This window comes from Streptomyces sp. AgN23 (assembly GCF_001598115.1).
Classification (GTDB): Bacteria; Actinomycetota; Actinomycetes; order Streptomycetales; family Streptomycetaceae; genus Streptomyces; species Streptomyces antimycoticus.
Genome location: NZ_CP007153.1, coordinates 5,006,106 through 5,028,242, shown reverse-complemented (window position 1 = coordinate 5,028,242; position 22,137 = coordinate 5,006,106). Strand labels below are relative to the sequence as shown.

Annotated in this window: 10 protein-coding genes; 4 read left to right on the top strand and 6 right to left on the bottom strand. The window is 72.1% G+C overall.

Annotated elements, in window-relative coordinates:
• Positions 1-55: 55 nt before the first annotated feature.
• From AS97_RS21430 to hppD, 3 genes are read right to left on the bottom strand one after another with little or no spacing between them, the layout of a single operon-like run.
• Positions 56-1,165 carry a prephenate dehydrogenase gene (locus AS97_RS21430; protein WP_059142753.1) on the bottom strand — a complete coding sequence of 370 codons (1,110 nt, stop codon included), beginning with the start codon at positions 1,163-1,165 and terminating at the stop codon, positions 56-58.
• Positions 1,162-3,636, bottom strand: coding sequence for an aminotransferase class I/II-fold pyridoxal phosphate-dependent enzyme (locus tag AS97_RS21425; protein WP_086710109.1), 2,475 nt, complete (start codon positions 3,634-3,636; stop codon positions 1,162-1,164). Before AS97_RS21425 ends, AS97_RS21430 begins: the two co-directional genes overlap by 4 nt.
• Positions 3,633-4,664 carry a 4-hydroxyphenylpyruvate dioxygenase gene (gene hppD / locus AS97_RS21420; protein WP_236670106.1) on the bottom strand — a complete coding sequence of 344 codons (1,032 nt, stop codon included), beginning with the start codon at positions 4,662-4,664 and terminating at the stop codon, positions 3,633-3,635. The genes AS97_RS21425 and hppD overlap by 4 nt, the downstream gene beginning before the upstream one ends.
• Before the next feature lie 558 nt (positions 4,665-5,222).
• Between hppD and AS97_RS21415 the strand changes: the two genes are divergently transcribed.
• From AS97_RS21415 to AS97_RS21405, 3 genes are read left to right on the top strand one after another with little or no spacing between them, the layout of a single operon-like run.
• Positions 5,223-6,449, top strand: a complete 1,227-nt coding sequence (locus AS97_RS21415) for a cytochrome P450 (protein ID WP_210565473.1) — start codon at positions 5,223-5,225, stop codon at positions 6,447-6,449.
• A 45-nt stretch (positions 6,450-6,494) separates the two neighbouring features.
• Entirely contained in the window at positions 6,495-7,469 is a 975-nt protein-coding gene (locus tag AS97_RS21410) for an ATP-binding cassette domain-containing protein (protein ID WP_079059209.1), read from the top strand.
• A complete protein-coding gene (locus tag AS97_RS21405; RefSeq protein WP_059142749.1) occupies positions 7,466-8,260 on the top strand; it encodes an ABC transporter permease in 795 nt (264 codons plus the stop codon). Before AS97_RS21410 ends, AS97_RS21405 begins: the two co-directional genes overlap by 4 nt.
• Before the next feature lie 91 nt (positions 8,261-8,351).
• On the opposite strand, the gene AS97_RS21400 is transcribed toward AS97_RS21405, so the two are convergent.
• From AS97_RS21400 to AS97_RS21390, 3 genes are all read right to left on the bottom strand, one after another.
• The gene (locus AS97_RS21400; protein WP_059142748.1) at positions 8,352-9,425 is read right to left on the bottom strand and encodes an LLM class flavin-dependent oxidoreductase; all 1,074 of its coding nucleotides are present in this window, start codon (positions 9,423-9,425) and stop codon (positions 8,352-8,354) included.
• Between the two features lie 80 nt (positions 9,426-9,505).
• Positions 9,506-10,723, bottom strand: a complete 1,218-nt coding sequence (locus AS97_RS21395; protein ID WP_059142747.1) for a cytochrome P450 — start codon at positions 10,721-10,723, stop codon at positions 9,506-9,508.
• A gap of 93 nt (positions 10,724-10,816) precedes the next feature.
• Entirely contained in the window at positions 10,817-11,014 is a 198-nt protein-coding gene (locus AS97_RS21390; protein ID WP_125755232.1) for a hypothetical protein, read from the bottom strand.
• On the opposite strand from AS97_RS21390, the gene AS97_RS21385 reads away from it, so the two are divergent.
• Positions 10,998-22,004, top strand: a complete 11,007-nt coding sequence (locus AS97_RS21385) for a non-ribosomal peptide synthetase (RefSeq protein ID WP_210565472.1) — start codon at positions 10,998-11,000, stop codon at positions 22,002-22,004. The genes AS97_RS21390 and AS97_RS21385 overlap by 17 nt on opposite strands.
• Positions 22,005-22,137 lie beyond the last annotated feature (133 nt).

Genomic DNA, 22,137 nt, shown 5'->3' with positions numbered 1-22,137 from the left:
ACACCCGGCGGGCACATCCGTGGACCGGCTCCTGGGCGGAGCCGGTCCGGATTCCTCAGCCCTCGCCGACCAGCAGGGGCTTTTCCCGCATGGTCCAGCCGTTGGCGTCCAGCACCCGCCGTACGCCCGCGACGGAGGTCGATTCCACGAGGAGTTCGACCAGGCCGCTCGGCTGGTCGAGGGAGTGCTCGATGCGCACGTCCTCGATGTTGACCCCGGCTTCCCCGACGGTGGAGAACAGCCGGGCCAGCGCTCCTGGCTGGTCCGGGACGGCCACCGGGATCGCCACGTACTCGGCGGGCTGCGAACGCTGTTTGTGCGGTACGCGGGCGTGGCCCCGATTGCCGCGCCGCAGCAGCTCCTGGAGATCGGCGGCGGCCGCCCGGCGCGCCTCGGACTCCGCGCCGGGCAGCGCCCGCAGGACGGCGATCAGCCGCTCCAGGTCCTTGGCGAAGCCGTCGAGGACGTCGGCCACCGCGTCGGCGTTCGCGGTCAGGATGTCGCTCCACAGGGCGGGTTCGCCCGCCGCGATGCGGGTGACGTCCCGTAGTCCCTGTCCCGACACCCGGATGTGCTCGGCCTCGGCGTGCTCCAGCCGGGCCGCCATCATCGAGGCGACCAGATGCGGGGCATGCGAGGTCAGGGCGACGGCGCGGTCGTGGGCGTCGGTGTCCATCAGGACGGGGACGCCACCGCACAGCGAGACCAGCTCCAGCCCCCGGTTGAGGGCCGAGCGGTCGGTGAGGGGCGAGGGGGTCAGCACCCAGGGGCGGCCCTCGAAGAGGTCGGCGCGGGCCGCCAGCGGCCCGGAGCGCTCGGCGCCGGCCAGCGGATGTCCGCCGATGTAGCGGGACGGATCGCCGCCGGCCGCGCGGACCTCCTCGTGCGGCCGCACCTTGACGCTGGCCACATCGGTGTAGGTGTGTGCCAGCCCGTCCCGCTGACAGCGGGCCAGCACGGTGCCGATGCTCGCGGGCGGCACCGCCAGGACGGCGAGGTCCACCTGCCCGGCGGGCATCTCCAGCGAACCGGCCCCCAGGGCCTCGGCGGTCCTGGCGGCCGTGGTGTCGGCGTCGTCCAGGTACACCAGGACGCCCCGGCGGCTCAGGGCGAGGGCGATGGACGTGCCGATCAGCCCGGTTCCGACGACGACGGCGGTTCTCATGTGTCACGTCCCGGTGTGGGTCCGGTGGCGCCGGAGCGCTCGATCTCCGCCCGGAGGAAGGCGGCGAACCGCCCGATGCCCTCCTCGATCTCCGCGGGGCTCAGATAGCTGAAGGAGAGCCGGATCGACCGCTCGCCGCCGGGGCCCGGGTAGAAGTAGGCCATCGGGGTCCAGATGACGCCGTGGTCCTCGGCCGAGCGCAGCAGCGCGGCGTTGTCGGCGGGGAACGGCACCCGGACGGTGAGGAAGAAGCCGCCGCTGGGCCGGTTCCAGCCGATGCCGAGCCGGTCGCGGACGTCTTCGGGGAAGTGGCGGTCCAGTTGCTCCAGGGTGACGCGGAGCGCCTCGCCGTAGTGCTTGGCGGGCACCGCGTTGCGTTCGGTGAGCCGGCCGCCGCAGGCCAGCAGGGCACCGGCGACGGCCGCCTGGCTCAGCGCCGGGGTGTTCACCGTCACCATGCTCTTGATCTTGGCGAGTTCGTCGGCGAGCAGTGTCTCGGCCCCCGACGGATCCCGCACGGGCTGGTCCGCCACGACGAATCCGACGCGGGCGCTGGGGAAGACCGACTTCGCGTACGACCCGAGGTGGATCACCCGTCGCGCAGGGTCCATCGACTTCAGGGTGGGCAACTGGACGCCGGGGCTGACCAGCCGGTACGGGCTGTCCTCGAGGATGAGCAGATCGTGCCGGGCGGCCAGCTCCAGCAACTCCTCGCGGGCGCGCCGGGACATGGTGTTGCCCGACGGGTTCGAATGGTCCGGCACCACGTAGAAGGCGCGTGGGCGGCGGCCCCGGGCTCGCTCGGCGAGGACGGCGGCCTCCACATCGGCCACGTCCAGACCGTCGGCCCGCTCCTCGACGGGGTGCACGGGCACCTGCAGCAGACTGGCGGCTCCGGTGATGCCCACGTAGCAGGGGCTGGCGACCAGCAGGACGTCCGCGGGGTCCGCGAAGAGCGCGCGCAGGGTCAGCAGCATCCCCTCCTGGGCGCCCACCGTCACCACGATCGCCTCCGGCGCGGTGTCGATGCCCTCGTCGGCGCGGAGCGAGTCGCGGATCAGTCCGCGGATCTGGCCCGCGGTCGGGCCGTACTGGTACAGCGCGGTGCGGATGGCGTGATCCGAGGCGCCGTCCGCGGCCAGGTGGTCGAGGTAGCGGCGGATGTGATCGAGGATCTCGTCCTTGTCGAAGAACTCCTCGTACGGCCTTCCGGGGGCGAAGGAGACCACGTCCGGGAAGCGGCCGGTGATCTCGTTCAGGAAGTTCATGGTGTCCAGCACCGGGTCGGACACGCTGCGGTGCAGGTCCTGCTTGCGCAGCCCGGTCGCGGCGGTGTTCCCGGGCACGGCCGGCAGCGCCGCGTCCGTCACGCCGCGGTGCGGAGCCTCCCCGGTCAGCAGCGAGGCGTCCGCGTCGGCGACGGTGGCGGTGCCGGTCAGCGTCATGGCCTCCGACAGCTCCTCGAGGACCAGGTCCAGGACGCCCGCCGCGCCGTCGCCGCCCGCCACGGCCAGCCCGTGCAGCACCGGGCGGCCCAGCAGCACGGCGTCCGCCCCCAGGGCGAGAGCGCCGAGGACGTCCCGGCCGCGGCGGACGCCGCCGTCCAGGAGCAGGGGGCAGCGGCCGTCCACGGCGGCGGCGACCGGGGCGAGCACGTCCAGGGTGGCCGGTGCCCCGTCCAGCTGCCGTCCGCCGTGGTTGGAGACCACGATGCCGTCCACACCGGCGTCGATCGCGCGCCGGGCGTCCTCGGCGGTCATGACGCCCTTGACCAGTACGGGCAGTTGGCTGACCGAGCGCAGCCAGGCGATGACCGACCAGTCGAGCGAGGGGTCGAGGCCGGTGCGGCCGTGCTCGGACGGGGACGAGTAATCGGCCTGGTCCGCGGGCAGGTTGGCGGGCACGATATGCGGAGGCAGCCGGAAGTCGTTGCGCAGGTCGCGCAGCCGGCGGCCGAGCCGCGGTGTGTCGACGGTCAGGACCAGGGCCTCGAAGCCCGCGGCCGCCGCGTGCTCGATGAGCCGACGGGTCGTGTCGCGGTCGCGGAAGCAGTAGACCTGGAGCCACAGGGGCGAGGCGGCGGCCGCGGCGATCTCCCGATAGGTCCGCCCGGCGAAGGTGCTCACCACGAGCGGGAGGCCGGCCGCGCCCGCGGCCCGCGCGGTGGCCGTCTCGCCCTCGGGGTGCATCAGCGTGTGGTAGGCCATGGGCGCCACGGCCACCGGCGCCCCCCACCGGCGTCCCAGGATCGTGGTGGACGGGTCGCACTCACCCGTCCCGGTCAGGACCCGGGGGCTCAGCCGGATGCGGTCGAACGCCGCCAGGTTGGCGGCGAGCGTCCGTTCCTCCCCGGCCCCGCCCTCGATGAAGTCCCAGACCGCCGGGTCCAGTCGGGTGCGCGCCCGCTCGGCGTACTCCTCGAGGGACAGCGGCGGCCGGGAGCCGCCGGAGGGGGCCGTGCGGCCGGTCACGAGGTGGCCGCCCGGGCGCGCTCGACGGCCTCGTACAGCGCGCGGATGTTGGAGCTTCCGAAGCCCTGGGCCCCGTGGCGCTGGATGAGTTCGAAGAACAGGGTGCGCCGCTCGTAGGGCGAGCGGGTGAAGAGCTGCAGCAGGTAGCCCCACTCGTCGCGGTCGGCGAGCACATTGGTCTTGCGCAGATCGGCGATCGCCTCGTCGAGGTTGTCGATCCGCTCGGCGAGGGCGTCGTAGTAGGTGCCGGGCGTCTGCAGGAACTCGACGCCCCGGCTCTCGAATTCCAGAACGGCCGGGATGATCTCGTCCACGAGGAACGCCAGGTGCTGCACCCCCGGGCCGCCGTTGCGCTCCAGGAATTCGTCGATCTGGCCCGGCTTCTTGGTGCTGTCGGGCTCGATGATGGTGAAGGTGATCCCGGCCGAGGGGCTGCGCACCACGATGGAGTCCATGGCCTGTTCGCCGACGGCGACGTATTCGCTGGAGTACTCCTCGAAGCCGAATCCGTCGATGTAGTAGCGGACCGTGTCGTGCAGGGTGCCGCCCTCCAGGCAGACCGCGATGTGGTCGAGCAGCCGCAGTTCGGTCGTGGTGCCGTCCTGGGCGGCGCGCTCGGGCGAGGCGATCCAGTCCCGGCCCGGGGGCAGCGCGTGCGGGCGGCCCGCGGAGCGCTTGAGGAGGGTGTGGCGGACGGCGCCGAAGCCGGAGACGGCGGGACCGGCCGGGTTGCCGGAGGTCAGATCGCGGGCCCCGGCGGCCAGGGCGCCCTCCCGGGCCGCGAGGGGGTCCTCGCAGGCGAAGGCGATGTCGGCGATGCCGTCACCGTGCGCCGCCAGGAAGTCGGCCGTGCCCGCTCCCGAGGTGATGACGAGCTGGATGTCCTGCTGGCGGAGGAGTATCGAATCCAGCGCTCCGGTCCGGCACCGGGCCTTTTCCTGGAAACCCATGCTGGACACGAAATAGTCCGTGGTTTTCCGCTGATCGCTGGTGTAGATCTCGATGTACTCGACGTCATACGCGGTCACGATGCTCCCCATCCGACGATTGCCTCGCCACACGTGTGTGTGCAACTCGTGGAATCGCACGCTACCGGCCCGGGGGAGCGTCGCCATGGGCCGCCAAGAATTCTTCTATAGCCGGAAAGACGCGGGTGCGGCATTTTTGCGGAAGGCGGCGGAGAGCGGACCGCCAAGAAGGCCCGCCGACCGCGTCAATCGCCTCTTTTCGGACGGTCGACGATGATCGCGAAGACGGTCGGCGGACCCTGGCAACGGCTTATTCGATTCTCTTCATTTGAACGCTTTGCGGCGCACCGCGGATGCGGGGGACTGACAGGATCATGGCATGGGGCTCCCCGCGCCCGGCTCCTCCCGCGGAGGCAATCCAACAGGCCGTCGGGTGGAGCCCCCCTTCGCTCTCTCCTCCGTCCGGATGACCACCGGGAAACCCTCCGCGGGAACTCGATAGAAATCCTTGAAGTGCGCCGGGGAAGCGCGGAAAACACTGCTATCAACGGGTCGGAGACGTCGTTCACCCACCGCGTCCGCGACATGCGTCCCGGGCCGATTGAGAGGACCCGACACATGGCCGAGGAGACCAGCCGGACACCGGAGCTGCTGGGTGAGGACTTCATCCGCGACCCGTACCCGGTGTACGCCCGGCTCCGCGAGCAGGCCCCGGTGGCGCGGGTGGTGCTCGGCGGGGCACCGATGTGGCTGGTGCTCCGCCATGAGGCGGCGCGCGCCGCGCTGACCGATCCGAACCTGCACAAGGACCCCGAGCGCTGTGCCCGGCTGGCCGCCAAGCACGCGGGCGTCGACCCCGTCGAGCAGCCCGCCGCGAAGTCGCCCGGACAGCGGATGCTGGTGGAGCACATGCTGGGCATGGACCCGCCCCACCACACCCGGCTGCGCAAGCTGGTGGCCAAGGCGTTCACCGCACGGCAGATCCAGGCGCTCCGGCCGCGGATCGAGCACACGGTCGGCGCTCTGCTCGACGACGTCGCCGGGCAGGGCGAGGTGGATCTGCTGAAGGTGTTCGCCTTCCCGCTGCCGCTCACCGTGATCTCCGAGATGATCGGCGTGCCCGAGGCCGACCAGGCCGCCTTCGGAGCCTGGTCCAACGCGCTGACCGTGGCCGTCCAGCCGCAGGAGATGCACCGCATCGCCGACGAGATGGCGGAGTACCTCACCGGGCTGATCGCCGCCAAGCGGGCCGCCCCGGCCGACGACCTGATCAGCGGGCTGATCCAGGCGCGGGACGACGAGGACCGGCTCAGCGAGAACGAGCTGGTGTCGATGGTCTTCCAGCTCCTGGTGGCCGGATACGAGACGACCGCGCATCTGATCGGCAACGGGATACTCGCCCTGCTGCGCCACCCCGACCAGCTCGCCGCCCTGCGCGCGGACCGGTCGCTGCTGCGGGGCGCGGTCGAGGAGTTCTGCCGCTACGACAATTCGCTGCACCTGAACACGCTCTCGGTGACCACGGAACCGGCGGAGATCGCCGGTGTCCGCGTCCCGGCCGACGAGTTCGTCATCGTCTCGCTCGGCTCGGCCAACCACGACCCCGAACGCTTCGAGGACCCCGAGCGGTTCGACATCCGCCGGGAGGCAGGCGGCCAGCTGGCCTTCGGCCACGGCATCCACCACTGCATGGGCGCGCCCCTCGCACGACTGCAGACCGAGATCGCCGTCGGCGCGCTCCTCGACCGTTTCGCGCGGATCGAACTGGCCGTGGCGCCGAAGGAGTTGCGCCGCGAGATGAACCTGACCCGGGGGCTGGAGTCACTGCCCGTCCGGCTCGGCTGAGCGAGACGGACCGGACCGGCGTACCGGCCGATGAAGAGGAGTCTGATGGATATCGCAATCTCCGCGGCTGGTCTGCGGAAGCGCTACGGCGACAACGAGGTGCTGGGCGGCATCGACCTGTCCGTCGAGGCGGGCACGGTGTACGGGCTCCTGGGCCCCAACGGCGCCGGCAAGACGACCACGGTGCGGATACTGTCGACGCTGATCGAGCCCGATGAGGGCACCGCGACCGTGGCGGGCCACGACGTGCTGAGCCAGGCCCACGAGGTGCGCCGCAGCATCGGGCTGACGGGTCAGTACGCGGCGCTGGACGGCGAGTTGACCGGCCGCGAGAACCTGGTGCTGATGGGCACGCTGCTGCACCTGGGCCGCAAGCGGGCCCGGTCCCGCGCCGATGAGGTGCTGGAGATGTTCGACCTCACCGGCGCCGCCGACCGGGTCGTCAAGACCTACTCGGGCGGTATGCGCCGCAGGCTGGACCTGGGTGCCAGCCTGATCGGGAGCCCGCCGGTGATCTTCCTGGACGAGCCGTCCACGGGGCTGGACCCGGTCAGCCGGAACGCGCTGTGGGACATGGTGCGCAAACAGGTCGCCGAGGGGGTCACCGTGCTGCTGACCACCCAGTATCTGGAGGAGGCCGACCAGCTCGCCCATCGCATCGCCCTGATCGACAAGGGGCTGGTGGCGGCGGAGGGCACGCCCGACGAGCTGAAGAAGAAGGTCGGCGGCGAGCGGCTGGAGATCACCGTACGGACCACCGAGATGGTGGAGACCGCCCGGGCCGCGCTGGCCCGGATCTCCGCACGGGGCTCCGCCCCGCCGGTCGTCGACGAGAGCGGGATGCGGGTGTCGGTCGCGCTGGAGACCGGTATCGCCGGTGTCTCCGCGGCGGCGTCGGAACTCCAGGGGGCCTCGGTGGAGGTGGTCGACTTCCTCGTTCGGCGCCCCTCGCTGGACGACGTGTTCCTGGAGCTGACCGGAGCCGGACCCGAGGCCGAACTGGAGACGACGAGCCGATGACCACCTATGTCCTGAGCGACGCGCTCGCCCTGGCGGGCCGCCACATACGGCATCTGAAGCGGGCACCGCAGCGGATCCTCAGCATCACCCTGATGCCGATCATGTTCGTGTTCCTCTTCGGCTACCTCTTCGGCAGTTCGATGAACGTGCCGGAGGGCGACTACCACGAGTACATCATGGCGGGCATCTTCACCCAGATGATGCTGGCCGGCGTCATCAACACCGGTGTGGGGGTGGCCGAGGACCTCTCCAACGGCCTGGTGGACCGGTTCCGTTCGCTGCCCATGGGCAAGGGCTCGGTGCTGCTCGGCCGGACCCTCTCCGATGTGGTGCTCAACGCGATCTCCTGTCTCGCGATGCTCTCCGTCGGCCTGCTCATCGGCTGGCGCATCCACGGCGGGCCGCTCAAGGCCCTCGCGGGCTTCGGTCTTCTGCTGCTGCTCGGCTACGCCACGGCGTGGCTCGGCTCGCTCATCGGACTGCTGCTGCGCGATCCCCAGGCGGTCAACTCGGTGGCCATGGTGATCACCATGCCGCTCACCTTCCTGTCGGCGACCTTCTACCCGGCCCAGAACCTGCCGGGCTGGGTGCGTCCGGTGGCCGAGTGGAACCCGGTGACCACCCTGACCACCGGGATGCGCGAGCTGTGGGGGAACCCCACGGGGAACGGCGCCGACCCGGCGTTCCCGCTGCGGCATCCGGTGGCGGCGTCGCTGATCATGGTGGTGGTCCTGCTGGCCGTCGTGGTCCCGCTGGCCAACCGGGCCTACGAGCGGGCCGCCGCACGCTGACCCGCGGCCGTGGGACGCCGAGAAGCGAAGCCCGGACGACCGAGCGGTCGTCCGGGCTTCGGCCTGCCCCCGCCGGGGGAGCGCCGCCGGGTCAGCTCCCCAGACGCGCACGCCAGGTGTCATGGAGGCGGGCCAGGTGCTCGAAGCCGCCGACCACCACATCGGTCGGCACACCGAAGTCCACCAGACAGGCGACCTCGTCCACCCCCGCGTCCTTGAGCTGTTTGAGCATCGCCATGCAGTCGTCGACGGTGCCGAACATCCCGCTGGTCTCGAAGTACCGGTCGAACGCCTGGGCCACGAGGAACTGACGGTCCTCCGGGCCCATGCTCTTCAGCTCCCGGGACATGTCCGCGCCCTGGGCGCCCGCCGCCTCGGCCGCCTTGATCAGCAGGTCGAAGGAGCTGGCCAGGTAGCGGGAGAACGGCTCGCGCACGGTCTCCCGCACGGCGTCGCGGTCGGTGCCGACGAAGGTGTGCACCATCAGGGCCACATGCCCCTGCCCGGCCGAGGCGCCCTGGTGCTCCCGGTACGCCCGGCGGTACTCGGCGATGCGCTGCGCGAGGACGTCGACCTCCTGGCCGAGCAGATGGGTCAGCATGCCCATCCCGTTCTCACCGGCCAGGGTGAACGTCGCCGGGGTGCCACCGCTGGTCAGCCACATCGGCAGTTCGGGCTGGACGGGCGGCGGGAACATGGTCAGCTCCACCGTCTCGCCCGCCCCGTCGGTCAGGGACACGCTCTCCCGCTTCCAGAGCCGGCGGATGGTGTCGACCGTCTCCATCAGCCCGGACTTGCGGGTCTCGTAGTTCTCCGGGCGGAGCGCGAAGTCCGCGGCGTGCCAGCCCGAGGCGAGTGCCACCCCGGCCCGGCCACCCGACAGGTTGTCGACGACCGACCACTCCTCGGCGATCCGCATCGGATGGTGCAGCGGCGCCACGACGCTTCCGGCGCGCACCGCCACCCGTTTGGTGACCGCCGCCACCGCGGCGCCGGTCACCGAGGGGTTCGGGTAGAGCCCGCCGAACGGATGGAAGTGGCGCTCGGGGGTCCACACCGCGGTGAAGCCGTTGTCATCGGCGAACCGGGCGCCGTCCAGCAGCAGCCGATAGCGGTCGCGCTCCTCGGTGTCGTTGTTGGCGAAGTAGAACAGGCTGAAATCCATGAGTCCTCCGGAAAGCGAAAGAAAAGCGCCCGGGGCGCGCTGACGGCGGGTCCCGGGCGGTGTCGCTGCTGTGCGCCGTTTCAGAAACGCACCGGCAGGTCGATCATCGGGCGGACCATCAGTCCGGGCCGATAACGCACCTCCGAGGGGTGCACGGCCAGCCGGATGCCGGGAAAGCGTTCATAGACCCGTCGAATCGCCAACTCGGTGAGCGCCTTGGACATATGGGAGCCCAGGCAGTAGTGGATTCCATATCCGAAGCTCACATGCGCGGGCTTGGGGCGGGTGATGTCCAGCTCCGCGGCACGGTCGGCGAAGGCGTGCGGATCGTGGTTCGCCCCGGCCAGCGAAATGATGATGATCTCGTCCTTGGGGATCTTCACCCCGCACAGTTCGACCGGCTCCAGCGTGACCCGCTGCAGGGAGTTGATCAGCGGGTTGGTGAACCGCAGCAGCTCCTCGACCGCGTTGGGCAGCAGACTCCAGTCGGCCCGGATCTTGTCGGCCTCGCCGGTATGGGTGAGCAGTGCCGCGAAGGAGCCGTTGAGCAGGCTGGTCGTGGTGTCGTTGCCGCCGGTCATCAGGGCGAACGCGGTGGACAGCGCCTCCGCGGCGGTCAGCCGCTTGTCCTCGTCGGCGTGGACCAGCGCGGAGATCAGATCGTCCTGCGGGGTCCGCTGTTTGGTGGCGATCAGCGCCTTGAGGTAGTCCGACAACTGCCGGGTGTGCTCGGCGATGATGCCCGTCGGATCGCTGGCGTCCACCCGGCGCAGGGTGTTCGTCCACACCAGGAACCGCGGCCAGTCGGCGTCGGGCACGCCCATGAGCTGCGCGATGGTGATGATCGGAAGCGGCTCGTTGAGCCCGGAGACCAGGTCCCGGTTGCCCGTCCGGACCATCTCGTCGAGCAGGTCGTCGACCACCTTCTCCCAGCCGTCGCGCAGCCCCCTGACCCGCTTGGGGGTGAAGGCGAAGGTGAGCGCCTTGCGCAGCGGGGTGTGGCGCGGCGGATCGGAGTTGGCGAGGTGGTTGCTGATCTCGTCGGCGGGCTTGATCTCCTGGCCGAGCTGCTTGCCCAGCGCGGCGTAGAGCTTGCCGATGTCCCGGCCGAGCCGGGGGTCGGAGAGCGCGTCGCGGACGTCGTCGTAGCGGCTCACCACCCAGGCCCGTACCCCGTCCGGGGTCTCCACCCGGCACACCGGCTGTTCCGCGCGCAGCTGGGCGAGGAAGGGATAGGGGTCCTGTGTGTACTCGTCGCTGAACATCCAGTAGCGGGACAGCGTGCCGGTGTTGGTCACCAGTACTCCCTGAAGTCGCGGTGCGGGTGGCGGGCCCGCGGGCGCTTGACGGCACGCGGCCGAACCGATGACAGCACGGCCGGACCGGGTCGGTCAGCGGCAGTGCGAATTCTTCGAAGTGGGCTGCTTCAGCGCCACGCGGCGCGCAAAACGAAGTTTTTGCAGCGCCGTTGCCGGGCGGACCGGCCGGAGATGAAACTCGGCGAATCCAGGCTGGTGGCAGGCGACCGAGCCCTTGTCGGCGACCCCGGAATGACGAGTGGAGATTTCCATAATGACGCGAGCAGCCATCGACGACGTCCTTCCGCTGTGGCCACTGCAGGAAGGTCTGCTGTTTCAGACCCTGTACGGGGAGCAGAAACTCGATGTCTACGTCGCCCAGATCCTGATCGACCTCGACGGCCCCCTGGACGCCGGGGCCATGCGCGACTCGGTGGCCGCCTTGCTGCGCCGGCACCCCCACCTGCGGGCCAGTTTCCGGTACGAGAAGCTGAGCCGGCCGGTGCAGGTGATTCCGCGGGAAGTCCCGGTGCCCTGGCGGGAGTTCGATCTCACCGGGCTCGACGAGCCGGCCCGGGAGCGGGAGCTGGAGCGGCTCGCCGCCGAAGAGGCGGCGCACCGGTTCGACCTGGGGGCCGGGCCGTTGCTGCGCTTCACGTTGATCAAGCTGGGGCCGCGCACCAGCCGGCTGATGTTCAACTCGCACCACATCCTGCTCGACGGGTGGTCCACCGCCCAGCTCATGTTCGAGCTCTTCGAGATCTACCACCGTCGCGGCGACGGCTCGGGCCTGCCGCCGGTGACGCCGTACCGCGAAGCCTTGAGCTGGCTGGAACGGCAGGACCGGGCGGCGGCGGAGAACGCCTGGCGCACCGTGCTCGCCGAGGTGGAGGAGCCCACGCTGATCGCGCCCGGCGACACCGGGGCGCGGATCGCGCCGGCCGAGCAGGTGATCACCATGCCCGATGAACTGGCCGCCCGGGTGCGGGAGACCGCCCGGCGCAACGACCTCACGCTGAGCGCGGTGTTCCAGGGCTGCTGGGCGCTGCTGCTGGGGCAGTTGACCGGCCGTGACGACGTGGTGTTCGGCTCGACCGTATCGGTGCGCCCCGCCGAGCTGGCCGGCGCGGACCAGATGGTCGGCCTGTTCATCAACTCGGTGCCCGTCCGGGTGCGGATGCGCCCGCAGGAGAGCCTGCTGTCCCTGCTGACCGGGGTGCAGCGGCAGGCGGCCGGAATGGTCGAACACCACCACCTCAGCCTTCCGGACATCCAGCGGGCCGCCGGGCACGGCACCCTGTTCGACACGCTCACCGTCACCGAGAACTACCCCATGGGCGGGGACGACCTGCCCGAGCTGCCCGGTGACCTCACGCTGACCGGCGCCAAGGGCACCGACGCCAACCACTACCCGCTGAGCATCGCGGCGCTGCCGGGCGACGGGCTGCGGCTGCACTTCGGCTACCGGCAGGAGCTCTTCACCCGCGAGGACATCGAGGTGCTCGGCGAACGCTTCCGCCGGCTCTTCGCGGCCTTCGCGGCCGACCCGGAGCAACTGATCGGCCGACTGCCCCTGCTGAGCGACGCCGAGTCGAGGCGCATGCTCGCCCTGGGCATGCCCGCACAGCCGCTGCCGGGCGGTGACGTCATCCCCGCGCTCTTCGCCGAACAGGTACGGCTTCATCCGGACGCCGTCGCCCTGATCCACGAGGACACCACCCTCTCCTACGCCGAACTGGACCGCCGCGCCAACCGCCTGGCCCGCACCCTGATCGAGCGGGGCGCGGGGCCGGAGCGGGTCGTCGCGCTCGCCCTGCGGCGCTCTCCCGAGCTGGTCGTCGCCATGCTGGCGGTGCTCAAGGCGGGCGCGGCCTATCTGCCGGTGGACATCTCCTATCCGGCCGACCGGATCGCCTATCTGCTCACCGACTCCGACCCGGCGCTGGTCCTGGCCACCGCCGCGTCGGCAGAGGTGATTCCGGACGGCTGCGCCGCGCCGCGGGTGCTGCTGGACGACCCGGCCACCGTCCGCGAGACCGACGCGAGGCCGGACACCGATATCGAGCCGGGCGAGCGGCGGGGGGCGACGGCGCCCGCCAACCCCGCCTACGTCATCTACACCTCCGGTTCCACCGGCCGTCCGAAGGGCGTCATGGTGACGCACTCCGGTCTCGCCGGTCTGGTCGCCACCCATGTCGAGCGGTTCGAGGTGGGGCCCGGCAGCCGGGTGCTGCAGTTCTCCTCACCCAGCTTCGACGCCGCCGTCTGGGAGACCTACACCGCCCTGCTCACCGGCGCCGCGCTGGTGCTCGCCCCCGCGACACGGCTGCGGCCCGGCCGGGCGCTGGTCGACCTGGTCGCCGAGCACCAGGTGACGCACGCGCTCATCCCGCCCGCCGCGCTGGCCGTGCTCACCGAGGGCGATCTGCCGTCGATACGCCTGCTGGTGGTCGGCGGCGAGGCGTCCGCGCCGGAGCTGGTCGAGGCGTGGTCCGGCGACCGGACGATGATCAACGCCTATGGGCCGACCGAGAGCACCGTCTGCGTCACCCTCAGCGAGCCGCTCTCCGGCGCGGTGGCGCCGCCCATGGGCACCGCCCTCGGCACCGCGCGGCTGCGGGTGCTCGACGGTGCGCTGCGGCCGGTGCCGCCGGGTGTCACCGGGGAGCTGTACGTCTCCGGCCCCTGCCTGGCGCGCGGTTATCTGAACCGGCCCGGCGTGACCGCCGAGCGCTTTGTCGCCGATCCGTATCCGGGCGGCGGGACACGGATGTACCGCACCGGTGACCTGGTGCGCTGGAACACCGAGGGCGACCATCCCGTGCTGGAGTTCGCCGGCCGGGCCGACGACCAGGTCAAGATCCGCGGATTCCGGATCGAGCTGGGGGAGATCGAGTCGGTCCTGGCCGCGCACGAGCGGATCGACCGTGCGGTGGTCGTGGTGCGTGAGCCGACCCCGGGCGACAAGCGGCTCGTCGCCTATCTGGTGCCGGTGAGCGGCGGAGAGGTGCCCGCCCCCACCGTGCTGCGCGAACACGTGGGCGCCTCGCTGCCCGAGTACATGGTGCCCGGCGCGTTCGTCCCCCTGGACGCGCTGCCGCTGACCCCCAACGGCAAACTGGACCGCAAGGCACTGCCCGAGCCCGGCGCGGCCGGGCCGGCCGGGCGCGGTCCGCGTACCCCGCAGGAGGAGATCCTGTGCGCGCTGTTCGCGGAACTGCTCGGTGTGGCCGAGGTGGGGGTGGACGACGACTTCTTCGACCTCGGCGGCCACTCGCTGCTGGCCACCCGGCTGGTCACCAGGACCCGCGCGGTCTTCGGCGAGGAGCTGTCGCTGCGCGCGGTGTTCGAGACGGCCACGCCCGCCGGGATCGCCCGTCGGCTGCACCAGGCCGTGGACGGCCGGCCCGCGCTGGAGGCGGGGCCGCGTCCCGAGCGGGTACCGCTGTCCTTCGCCCAGCGCCGGCTGTGGTTCCTGGACCGGTTCGACGGCGCCAAGCCGATCTACAACGTCCCGCTCACCGTGCGGCTGACCGGGGAACTGGACCTGGACGCGCTGCGCCATGCCTTCGGGGACGTCCTGGCCCGGCACGAGAGCCTGCGGACGGTCTTCCCGGACGTGGACGGCGACCCGTACCAGCGGGTGCTGGATCCCGCGGCGGCCGAACTCGACCTGTCCCTGGTGGATCTGAGCGCGGCACCGGAGCGGCTGGAGGAGGCACTGAAGGAGGAGTCGGCCGCCGGGTTCCGGCTGGCCGACGAACTCCCGCTGCGGGTGCGCGTCTTCCGCACCGGCGACCGTACGTACGTCCTGCTCGTGGTGATGCACCACATCGTCGGGGACGGCTGGTCGCTGGGCGTCTTCGGCCACGACCTCTCGCTCGCCTACGCGGCCAGGCTGAAGGACGCCGCTCCGTCGTGGGAGCCGCTGCCCGTGAGTTACGTGGACTACACGCTGTGGCAGCAGCGCGTACTGGGTGAGGAGGCGGACGAGAACAGCGCGATCGCGAAGCAGTTCGCCTACTGGTCGGATGCCCTGGCCGGGATCCCCGACGAGCTCAACCTCCCGGTGGACCGGCCGCGCCCCGCGGTGGCGAGCTACGCGGGCGACACCGTGACCTTCCACCTCCCCGAGGAGCTGCACAAGCGGCTGCTCACCATCGCCCGCACCTCCCAGGCCAGCCTGTTCATGGTGGTCCAGGCCGGTCTTTCGGTGCTGTTGTCGCGGTCCGGCGCGGGCACCGACATCCCCGTGGGCACGCCGATCGCCGGTCGCACCGACGACGTCCTCGACGGACTGGTCGGATTCTTCCTCAACACGCTGGTGCTGCGCACCGACACCTCCGGCAACCCGACCTTCCGCGAGCTGGTCCAGCGGGTGCGGGAGACCGACCTGGCCGCGTACGCCAACCAGGACGTGCCGTTCGAGCGGCTGGTCGAGCAGCTCAATCCCGAGCGCTCCCTGGCGCGCCACCCGCTGTTCCAGGTGATGTTCACCGTGCAGAACAACCGCCCGGCCGAGCTCGTGCTGCCGGGCCTGCGGGTGGACCCGTACGACCACCTCGGCGACATGGCCAAGTTCGATCTGTTCGTCGGGCTGATGGAGCGGCGCACACCCGACGGCGCACCGGACGGTATGGCCGGGTGGATCGAGTACAGCACCGATCTGTTCGACCGGGAGACGGTCCAGCGGCTCGCCGACCGCCTGATCCGGGTGCTGGCCGGGGCGGCCGAGGACCCGAAGCGGCCGATCGGCGCCCTTGACCTGCTCGACCCGATCGAGCGGCACCGCCAGCTCACCACCTACAACGACACCGGGCACCAGCTCGACGGGGCCTTCCTCCCGGAACTGCTCGAGCGGCAGGCACACGCGCTGCCGGACGCCCCGGCCGTGGTGCACGGCGACACGCGGATGTCGTACGCCGAGCTGAACGCGGCGGCGAACCGGCTGGCACATGTGCTCATCTCACGGGGCATCGGACCGGAGAACACGGTCGGCATCGCGCTGCCGCGCTCGGCGGAGCTGCTGGTGGCGGTGTGCGCGGTGCTCAAGACCGGAGCGGCCTATCTGCCCATCGACCCGGAGTACCCGGCCGAGCGCGTCTCCTTCATGCTGGCCGACGCGGCGCCCTCGCTGGTGCTGACCAGGAACGGGGTGCTGCCGGGCGGCCACCGGGCCCCGGTCCTCGCCCTCGACACACCGCAGGCCGCCGCCCTCCTGGCCGGCCAGGCGGAGACCGACCCCACCGACGCCGATCGCACCCGCCCGCTCCACCCGGCCGCCCCGGTCTACGTCATCTACACCTCCGGCTCCACCGGCCGCCCCAAGGGCGTCGTGATGCCCGCGGGTGCCATGGCCAACCTGGTCGCCTGGCACCACGGTGAGATCGGCGGCGGCGCCGGGACGCGGGTCGCGCAGTTCACCGCGATCAGCTTCGACGTCTCCGCCCAGGAGATCCTGACCACCCTGCTCACCGGCAAGACGCTGGTGGTCCCGGACGACGCGGTGCGCCGCGACGCCGCCGCCCTCACCCGGTGGCTGGAGGAGCACCGGATCAACGAGCTGTACGCCCCCAACCTGGTGGTGGACGCCGTCGCGGAGGCCGCCCTCGAGAGCGGTGCCGCCCTCGGCGAGCTGCGGGTGATCGCCCAGGCGGGCGAGGCGCTGGCGCTCACCCCGCGGCTGCGCGCCTTCTGCGCCGAACGCCCGTGGCTGCGGCTGCACAACCACTACGGCCCCACCGAGAGCCATGTGATCACCGCCACCACCCTGCCCGCCGACCCGGCGGAGTGGCCCGCCGCGGCGCCCATCGGGCGCCCGGTGTGGAACGACCGGGTCTACGTCCTGGACGACGCCCTCGGCCCGGTGCCCCCCGGGGTCGTCGGAGAGCTGTACCTGGCCGGCGCCGGGCTGGCCCGCGGCTATCTGCGGCGGCCGGGCCGCACCGCGGAGCGCTTCGTCGCCGACCCCTTCGGCCCGGCCGGGTCCCGGCTGTACCGCACCGGTGACCTGGTGCGCTGGGGCAAGGACGGACAGCTCCAGTTCATGGGGCGGGCCGACCACCAGGTCAAGGTGCGCGGCTTCCGGATCGAGCTCGGCGAGATCGAGACGGCGCTCGCCGCCCATCCCGACCTCGCCTCGGTGGCCGTCCTGGCCCGGCAGGACCGGCCCGGCGCGCCCCAGCTGGTCGGCTATCTGGTCCCGTTGGCCGACCGGACCGCCCCGGCCCCGGCCGAACTGCGCAAGCACCTGGCCACCACCCTGCCCGAGTACATGGTGCCCAGCGCGTTCGTCGCCCTGGACGCGCTGCCGCTGACCCCCAACGGCAAGCTGGACCGGCGGGCGCTGCCCGCTCCGGTACGGGTGGACGCCGAGCGGCGGGAGCCGGCCACACCACAGGAGGCCGCGCTGTGCGGGCTGTTCGCCGAGGTGCTCGGCGTGCCCGAGGCCGGGGTGGACGACAACTTCTTCGACCTCGGCGGCCATTCGCTGCTCGCCACCCGGCTGACCAGCCGGATCCGTACGATCCTGGGCGCCGAGCTGAGCGTGCGCGACCTGTTCGAGTCGCCGACGCCCGCCGGCCTTGCCGGGCTGATCGGCGACGCGGGCGGGGCGCGGCGCGCGGTGACCGCGCGGGAGCGGCCCGAGGAGGTGCCGCTGTCCTTCGCCCAGCGCAGGCTGTGGTTCCTGGGCCGGTTCGAGGGGCCCAGCGCCACCTACAACCTGCCGATGGCCCTGCGGCTGACGGGTGAGCTGGACCGGGAGGCGCTGCGCGCGGCGCTGGCCGATGTGGTCGCCCGCCACGAGAGTCTGCGCACCGTCTTCCCCGAGGTGGCCGGACGCCCCCGCCAGGTGGTGCTGGACGTGGTGCCCGAGCTGCCGGTGGCCGAGGTCACCGAGGCCGGTCTGGAGGCGGCGCTCACCGAGGCCGCCGGGTACGCGTTCGACATCGCCACCGAGATCCCGGTACGGGCGCGGCTGTTCGCGCTCGGCCGGACCGAGCACGTACTGGCGCTGGTGGTCCACCACATCGCGGGCGACGGCTGGTCCATGGCCCCGCTGGGCCGCGATCTGTCCGCCGCCTACGCGGCCCGGAGCGCCGGCCGGGCCCCGGAGTTCACCCCGCTGCCCGTGCAGTACGCCGACTACACGCTCTGGCAGCACGAGGTGCTGGGCAGCGAGGACGACCCGGAGAGCACCATCTCCCGGCAGGCCGCGTTCTGGCGGTCGGCGCTGGAAGGCGCGCCGGAGGAGCTGGCGCTGCCGGCCGACCACCGCCGTCCGCCCGCCATCAGCTACCGCGGCGATATGGTCACCTTCCGCTTCGACGCCGAAGTGCACCGCGGCCTGCGCGAGCTGGCCATGGAGCACCGGGCCAGCCTCTTCATGGCCGTACAGGCGGGACTCGCGGCGCTGCTCAGCAGGCTCGGCGCGGGCACCGACATCCCGCTCGGCACGGCTATCGCGGGCCGCACCGACGACGCCCTGGACGACCTGGTCGGCTTCTTCGTCAACACGCTGGTGCTGCGCACCGACGTCTCCGGCGACCCGACCTTCGCCCAGCTGCTGGAGCGGGTGCGGGAGACGGACCTGGCCGCCTACGCCCACCAGGACCTGCCGTTCGAGCGGCTGGTCGAACTGATCAACCCCGAGCGCTCGGCGTCCCGGCACCCGCTGTTCCAGGTGATGCTGGCGTTCCAGAACACCGCCGAGGGCAGGGTCGACCTGCCCGGGGTGGTCGCGGCGCCGCAGCCGATCGGCCATGACGTGGCCAAGTTCGACCTGTCCTTCACCCTGTCGGAGACCCACCGGGACGACGGCGCGCCCGCGGGGATCGAGGGGGCGCTGACCTACAGCACCGACCTGTTCGAACGGGACACGGTGCGGATGCTGGTGGACCGGCTGGCGCGGCTGCTGGCCGCCGCCGTCGCCGATCCGTCCGCCCCGGTGGACCGGCTGGACGTGCTGCTGCCCGGGGAGCGCCACCGGATCGTCGAGGAGTGGAACGACGCCGCGGTCCGCGAGGTGCCCGCCGCCACCATGGCGGAGCTGTTCGCCGGGTGGGTCGCCCGCACCCCGGACGCACCGGCCCTGCTGACCGAGGAAGGGACCTGGACCTTCGCCGAACTCGACGCGAGGGTCGAGCGGATCGCCCGGGCGCTGGCCGCGCGGGGAGCGGGACCGGAGAAGCTGGTGGCGGTGGCGCTGCCGCGGTCGCCGGAGCTGATCGTCTCGCTGCTCGCAGTGGTGCGGGCGGGGGCGGCCTACCTGCCGATCAACCCGGAGCTGCCGAGCGACCGCATCGGGTACATGCTCGACGACGCCGAGCCCGCCCTGCTGCTGACCTCCGGCTCCGTGGCCGGACGGCTGCCGCGGACCACCGTGCCCACGGCGCTGTTCGACACGCTGGACGGGGCGGCGGCCGCGGACGCGGCCGACGTGTCCGTGCCCCCCGGCACCTTGTCGGCCCAGCACCCCGCCTACGTCATCTACACCTCCGGGTCGACCGGCAGGCCCAAGGGTGTGACCGTGACCCACGCCGGAGTGGCGCACCTGTGCGCGACGCTGGTGGAGCGGGCGGGCGTCGGGCCGGGCACCCGGGTGCCGCAGCTGGCCTCGGCCAGCTTCGACGCGGCGTTCCTGGAGCTGGCCATGAGCCTGCTGGTGGGCGGCGCGCTGGTGGTCGTCCCGGCCGAGCGGCCGACGTCCGGACAGGCGTATCTCGACCTGTGCGCCGAGTACGGCGTCACCCACGCCTTCATCACCCCCGCCTCCCTGGCCGCGCTGCCCGAGGGCGGGCTGCCCGCGGGCATGGAGATCGTCGTCGGCGGTGAGTCCTTCGGACCGGAGCTGATCGGCCGGTGGCGGGACACGGTGCGGATGCACAATGTGTACGGTCCGACCGAGACCACCTGCGTGGCGGCGATGAGCGGGCTGCTGACCGACGACGCCGTACCGGCGCTCGGCGCGCCCGTCGCCGACTCGCGGCTGCATGTGCTGGACGAGCGGCTCCGCCCGGTACCGCTGGGCTGCGTGGGCGAGTTGCACATCGCGGGCGTCTCGCTGGCCCGCGGCTACCTCAACCGCGCCGGGCTGACCGCCGAGCGCTATGTGGCCGACCCGTTCGGGCCGCCCGGATCGCGGATGTACCGCTCCGGCGACCTGGTGCGCCGACGCGCCGACGGCGAGCTGGAGTTCATCGGGCGCACCGACGACCAGGTGAAGCTGCGCGGGCTGCGGATCGAGCTGGGCGAGATCACCGCGGCCGTCTCCGACCACCCCGAGGTGCACCGCGCCACCACCATCGTGCGCGAGGACCGCCCGGGGGTGCGGCTGCTGACGGCCTATGTGGTGCCCACCGCCGGGGCGGCCGACCTCGACATCGACGCACTGCGGGCCGGGCTGGCGCGACGGCTGCCCGACTACATGGTTCCGGCGGCGTTCGTCACGCTCGACACGCTTCCGCTGACCACCAGCGGAAAGATCGACCGCAAGGCGCTGCCCGCACCGGAGCAGGGCGGCACCTCCCGTGCGCCGAGCGGCGCCCGTGAGGAGACCCTGCGCCGGCTGGTCGCGGAGGTGCTGGGGCTCGGGGTCGAGGAAGTCGGCGTCGACGACAGCTTCTTCTACCTCGGCGGCGACAGCATCGTCTCGATCCAGCTGGTGGCCAGGGCGCGCGCCGCGGGGCTGGTCTTCACCCCGAAGGACGTCTTCCGCCACCAGACGGTCGCCGCCCTCGCGGCCGCCGCGGGCACCGTCCCCGAGGCCGAGGCGGAGGACCCGGACGCCGGTATCGGGGAGATCCCCGCGATTCCGATCCTGCACTGGCTCAGCGAGCGGAACGGGCCCATCGACCGGTTCCACCAGTCGATGCTGCTCCAGACGCCCGCCGAGCTGGACCTGGACCGGCTGGTCACCGCCGTGCAGACGCTGCTGGACCACCACGACGCTCTGCGGGCGCGGCTGAACCGGACCGAAGGGGACTGGTCGCTGGAGGTGGCGGCCCGCGGCGCGGTCCGCGCCGCGGACCTGATCCGGCGGGTCGACCTCACCGGCCTGGACGACGCGGCGCGCAGCGCCCGCCTCGCCGAGCACAGCGACGCGGCGGTGGGCCGGCTCGCCCCCGAGGACGGCACGATGGCCCAGTTCGTGTGGTTCGACGCCGGGCCCGGTGAGCGCGGCAGGCTGTGGTTCTCGCTGCACCACCTCGTCGTCGACGGCGTCTCCTGGCGGATCCTGCTGCCCGATCTGGCACGGGCCTGGGAGGCGGTACGGGACGGGCGCACCCCGGCACTCGACCCGGTGGGCACCTCCTTGCGCCGCTGGTCGCGGACGCTGGCCGAGGAAGCCGTGACGCCGGAGCGGATCGCCGAACTCCCGGTCTGGCGCGGCCGCCTCGCCCAGGCCCCGGAGCCACTGGCCGAGCTGACCATCGACCCGTCCCGGGACCTCACCCGCACTCAGCACGCGATCACCATGGCGCTGTCCGCGGACACCACCCGGACCCTGCTCACCCGGCTGCCCGAGATGTTCCGCGCGTCGGTCAACGACGTGCTGCTCACCGGGCTGACCCTGGCGGTGGCCGACTGGCGCCGCCGGCACTTCGGCGGGGCCACGGGCGGGCTGCTGGTGGCCCTCGAGGGCCACGGCCGCGAGGAGATCGCCGAGCACACCGAACTGTCCCGTACGGTCGGCTGGTTCACCAGCGTGTACCCGCTGTTCCTGGACCCCGGGCGGATCGACTGGGGCGAGGTGTGGACCGGCGGGGCGACCGTCGGCGACGTCCTCGCCCGGGTCAAGGAGCAGCTGCGCCAGGTGCCCGACAACGGCGTCGGCTACGGCCTGCTGCGCCATCTCAACCCGGACACCGCGCCCTCGCTGCGGGGCCTGGCCGAACCGCAGATCGGGTTCAACTACCTGGGGCGGTTCAACTCCTCGGGCACGCCCGAGGCCGCCGACTGGGCGCTCGCCCCCGAAGCGGGCGCGGTCGGCGGCGAGGATCCGGACATGCCGGTCGCCCACGCGCTGGAGGTCACCGCGTCCACCCAGGACCGCCCGGACGGCCCCGAGCTGTCCGTGCTCTGGCAGTGGCCCTCGGCGCTGCTGGAGGAGACCGTGGTGCGGGACCTCGCACAGGCGTGGATCCGGGCGCTGGAGGCGCTGGCCCGCCATGCCGACACCCCGCAGGGCGTCCGCCACACCCCGTCCGACATGGATCTGATCGAGGTCAGCCAGGACGAGTTGGACCAGCTCGCGAGCGAACTGGACAACTGGCAGTAGCCCACTTCGGAGTTGTTTATGTGCGGCTTTCGCCGGGCCGCAGCGCCATTACGGTCGGATCGGCGGGCCTCGCCGACGGGCGAGAAGGGCCCCGCCGATCCGCCTGCGCACTCGTCACACATCGCATTACGAA

Bases quoted from the DNA above. Each gene is read 5' to 3' on its own strand.
- AS97_RS21415 (WP_210565473.1), top strand. From the start codon at position 5,223: ATGGCCGAGGAGACCAGCCGGACACCGGAGCTGCTGGGTGAGGACTTC.
- AS97_RS21390 (WP_125755232.1), bottom strand. From the start codon at position 11,014: ATGGCTGCTCGCGTCATTATGGAAATCTCCACTCGTCATTCCGGGGTC.
- AS97_RS21400 (WP_059142748.1), bottom strand. From the start codon at position 9,425: ATGGATTTCAGCCTGTTCTACTTCGCCAACAACGACACCGAGGAGCGC.
- AS97_RS21410 (WP_079059209.1), top strand. From the start codon at position 6,495: ATGGATATCGCAATCTCCGCGGCTGGTCTGCGGAAGCGCTACGGCGAC.
- AS97_RS21405 (WP_059142749.1), top strand. From the start codon at position 7,466: ATGACCACCTATGTCCTGAGCGACGCGCTCGCCCTGGCGGGCCGCCAC.
- AS97_RS21430 (WP_059142753.1), bottom strand. From the start codon at position 1,165: ATGAGAACCGCCGTCGTCGTCGGAACCGGGCTGATCGGCACGTCCATC.
- AS97_RS21385 (WP_210565472.1), top strand. From the start codon at position 10,998: ATGACGCGAGCAGCCATCGACGACGTCCTTCCGCTGTGGCCACTGCAG.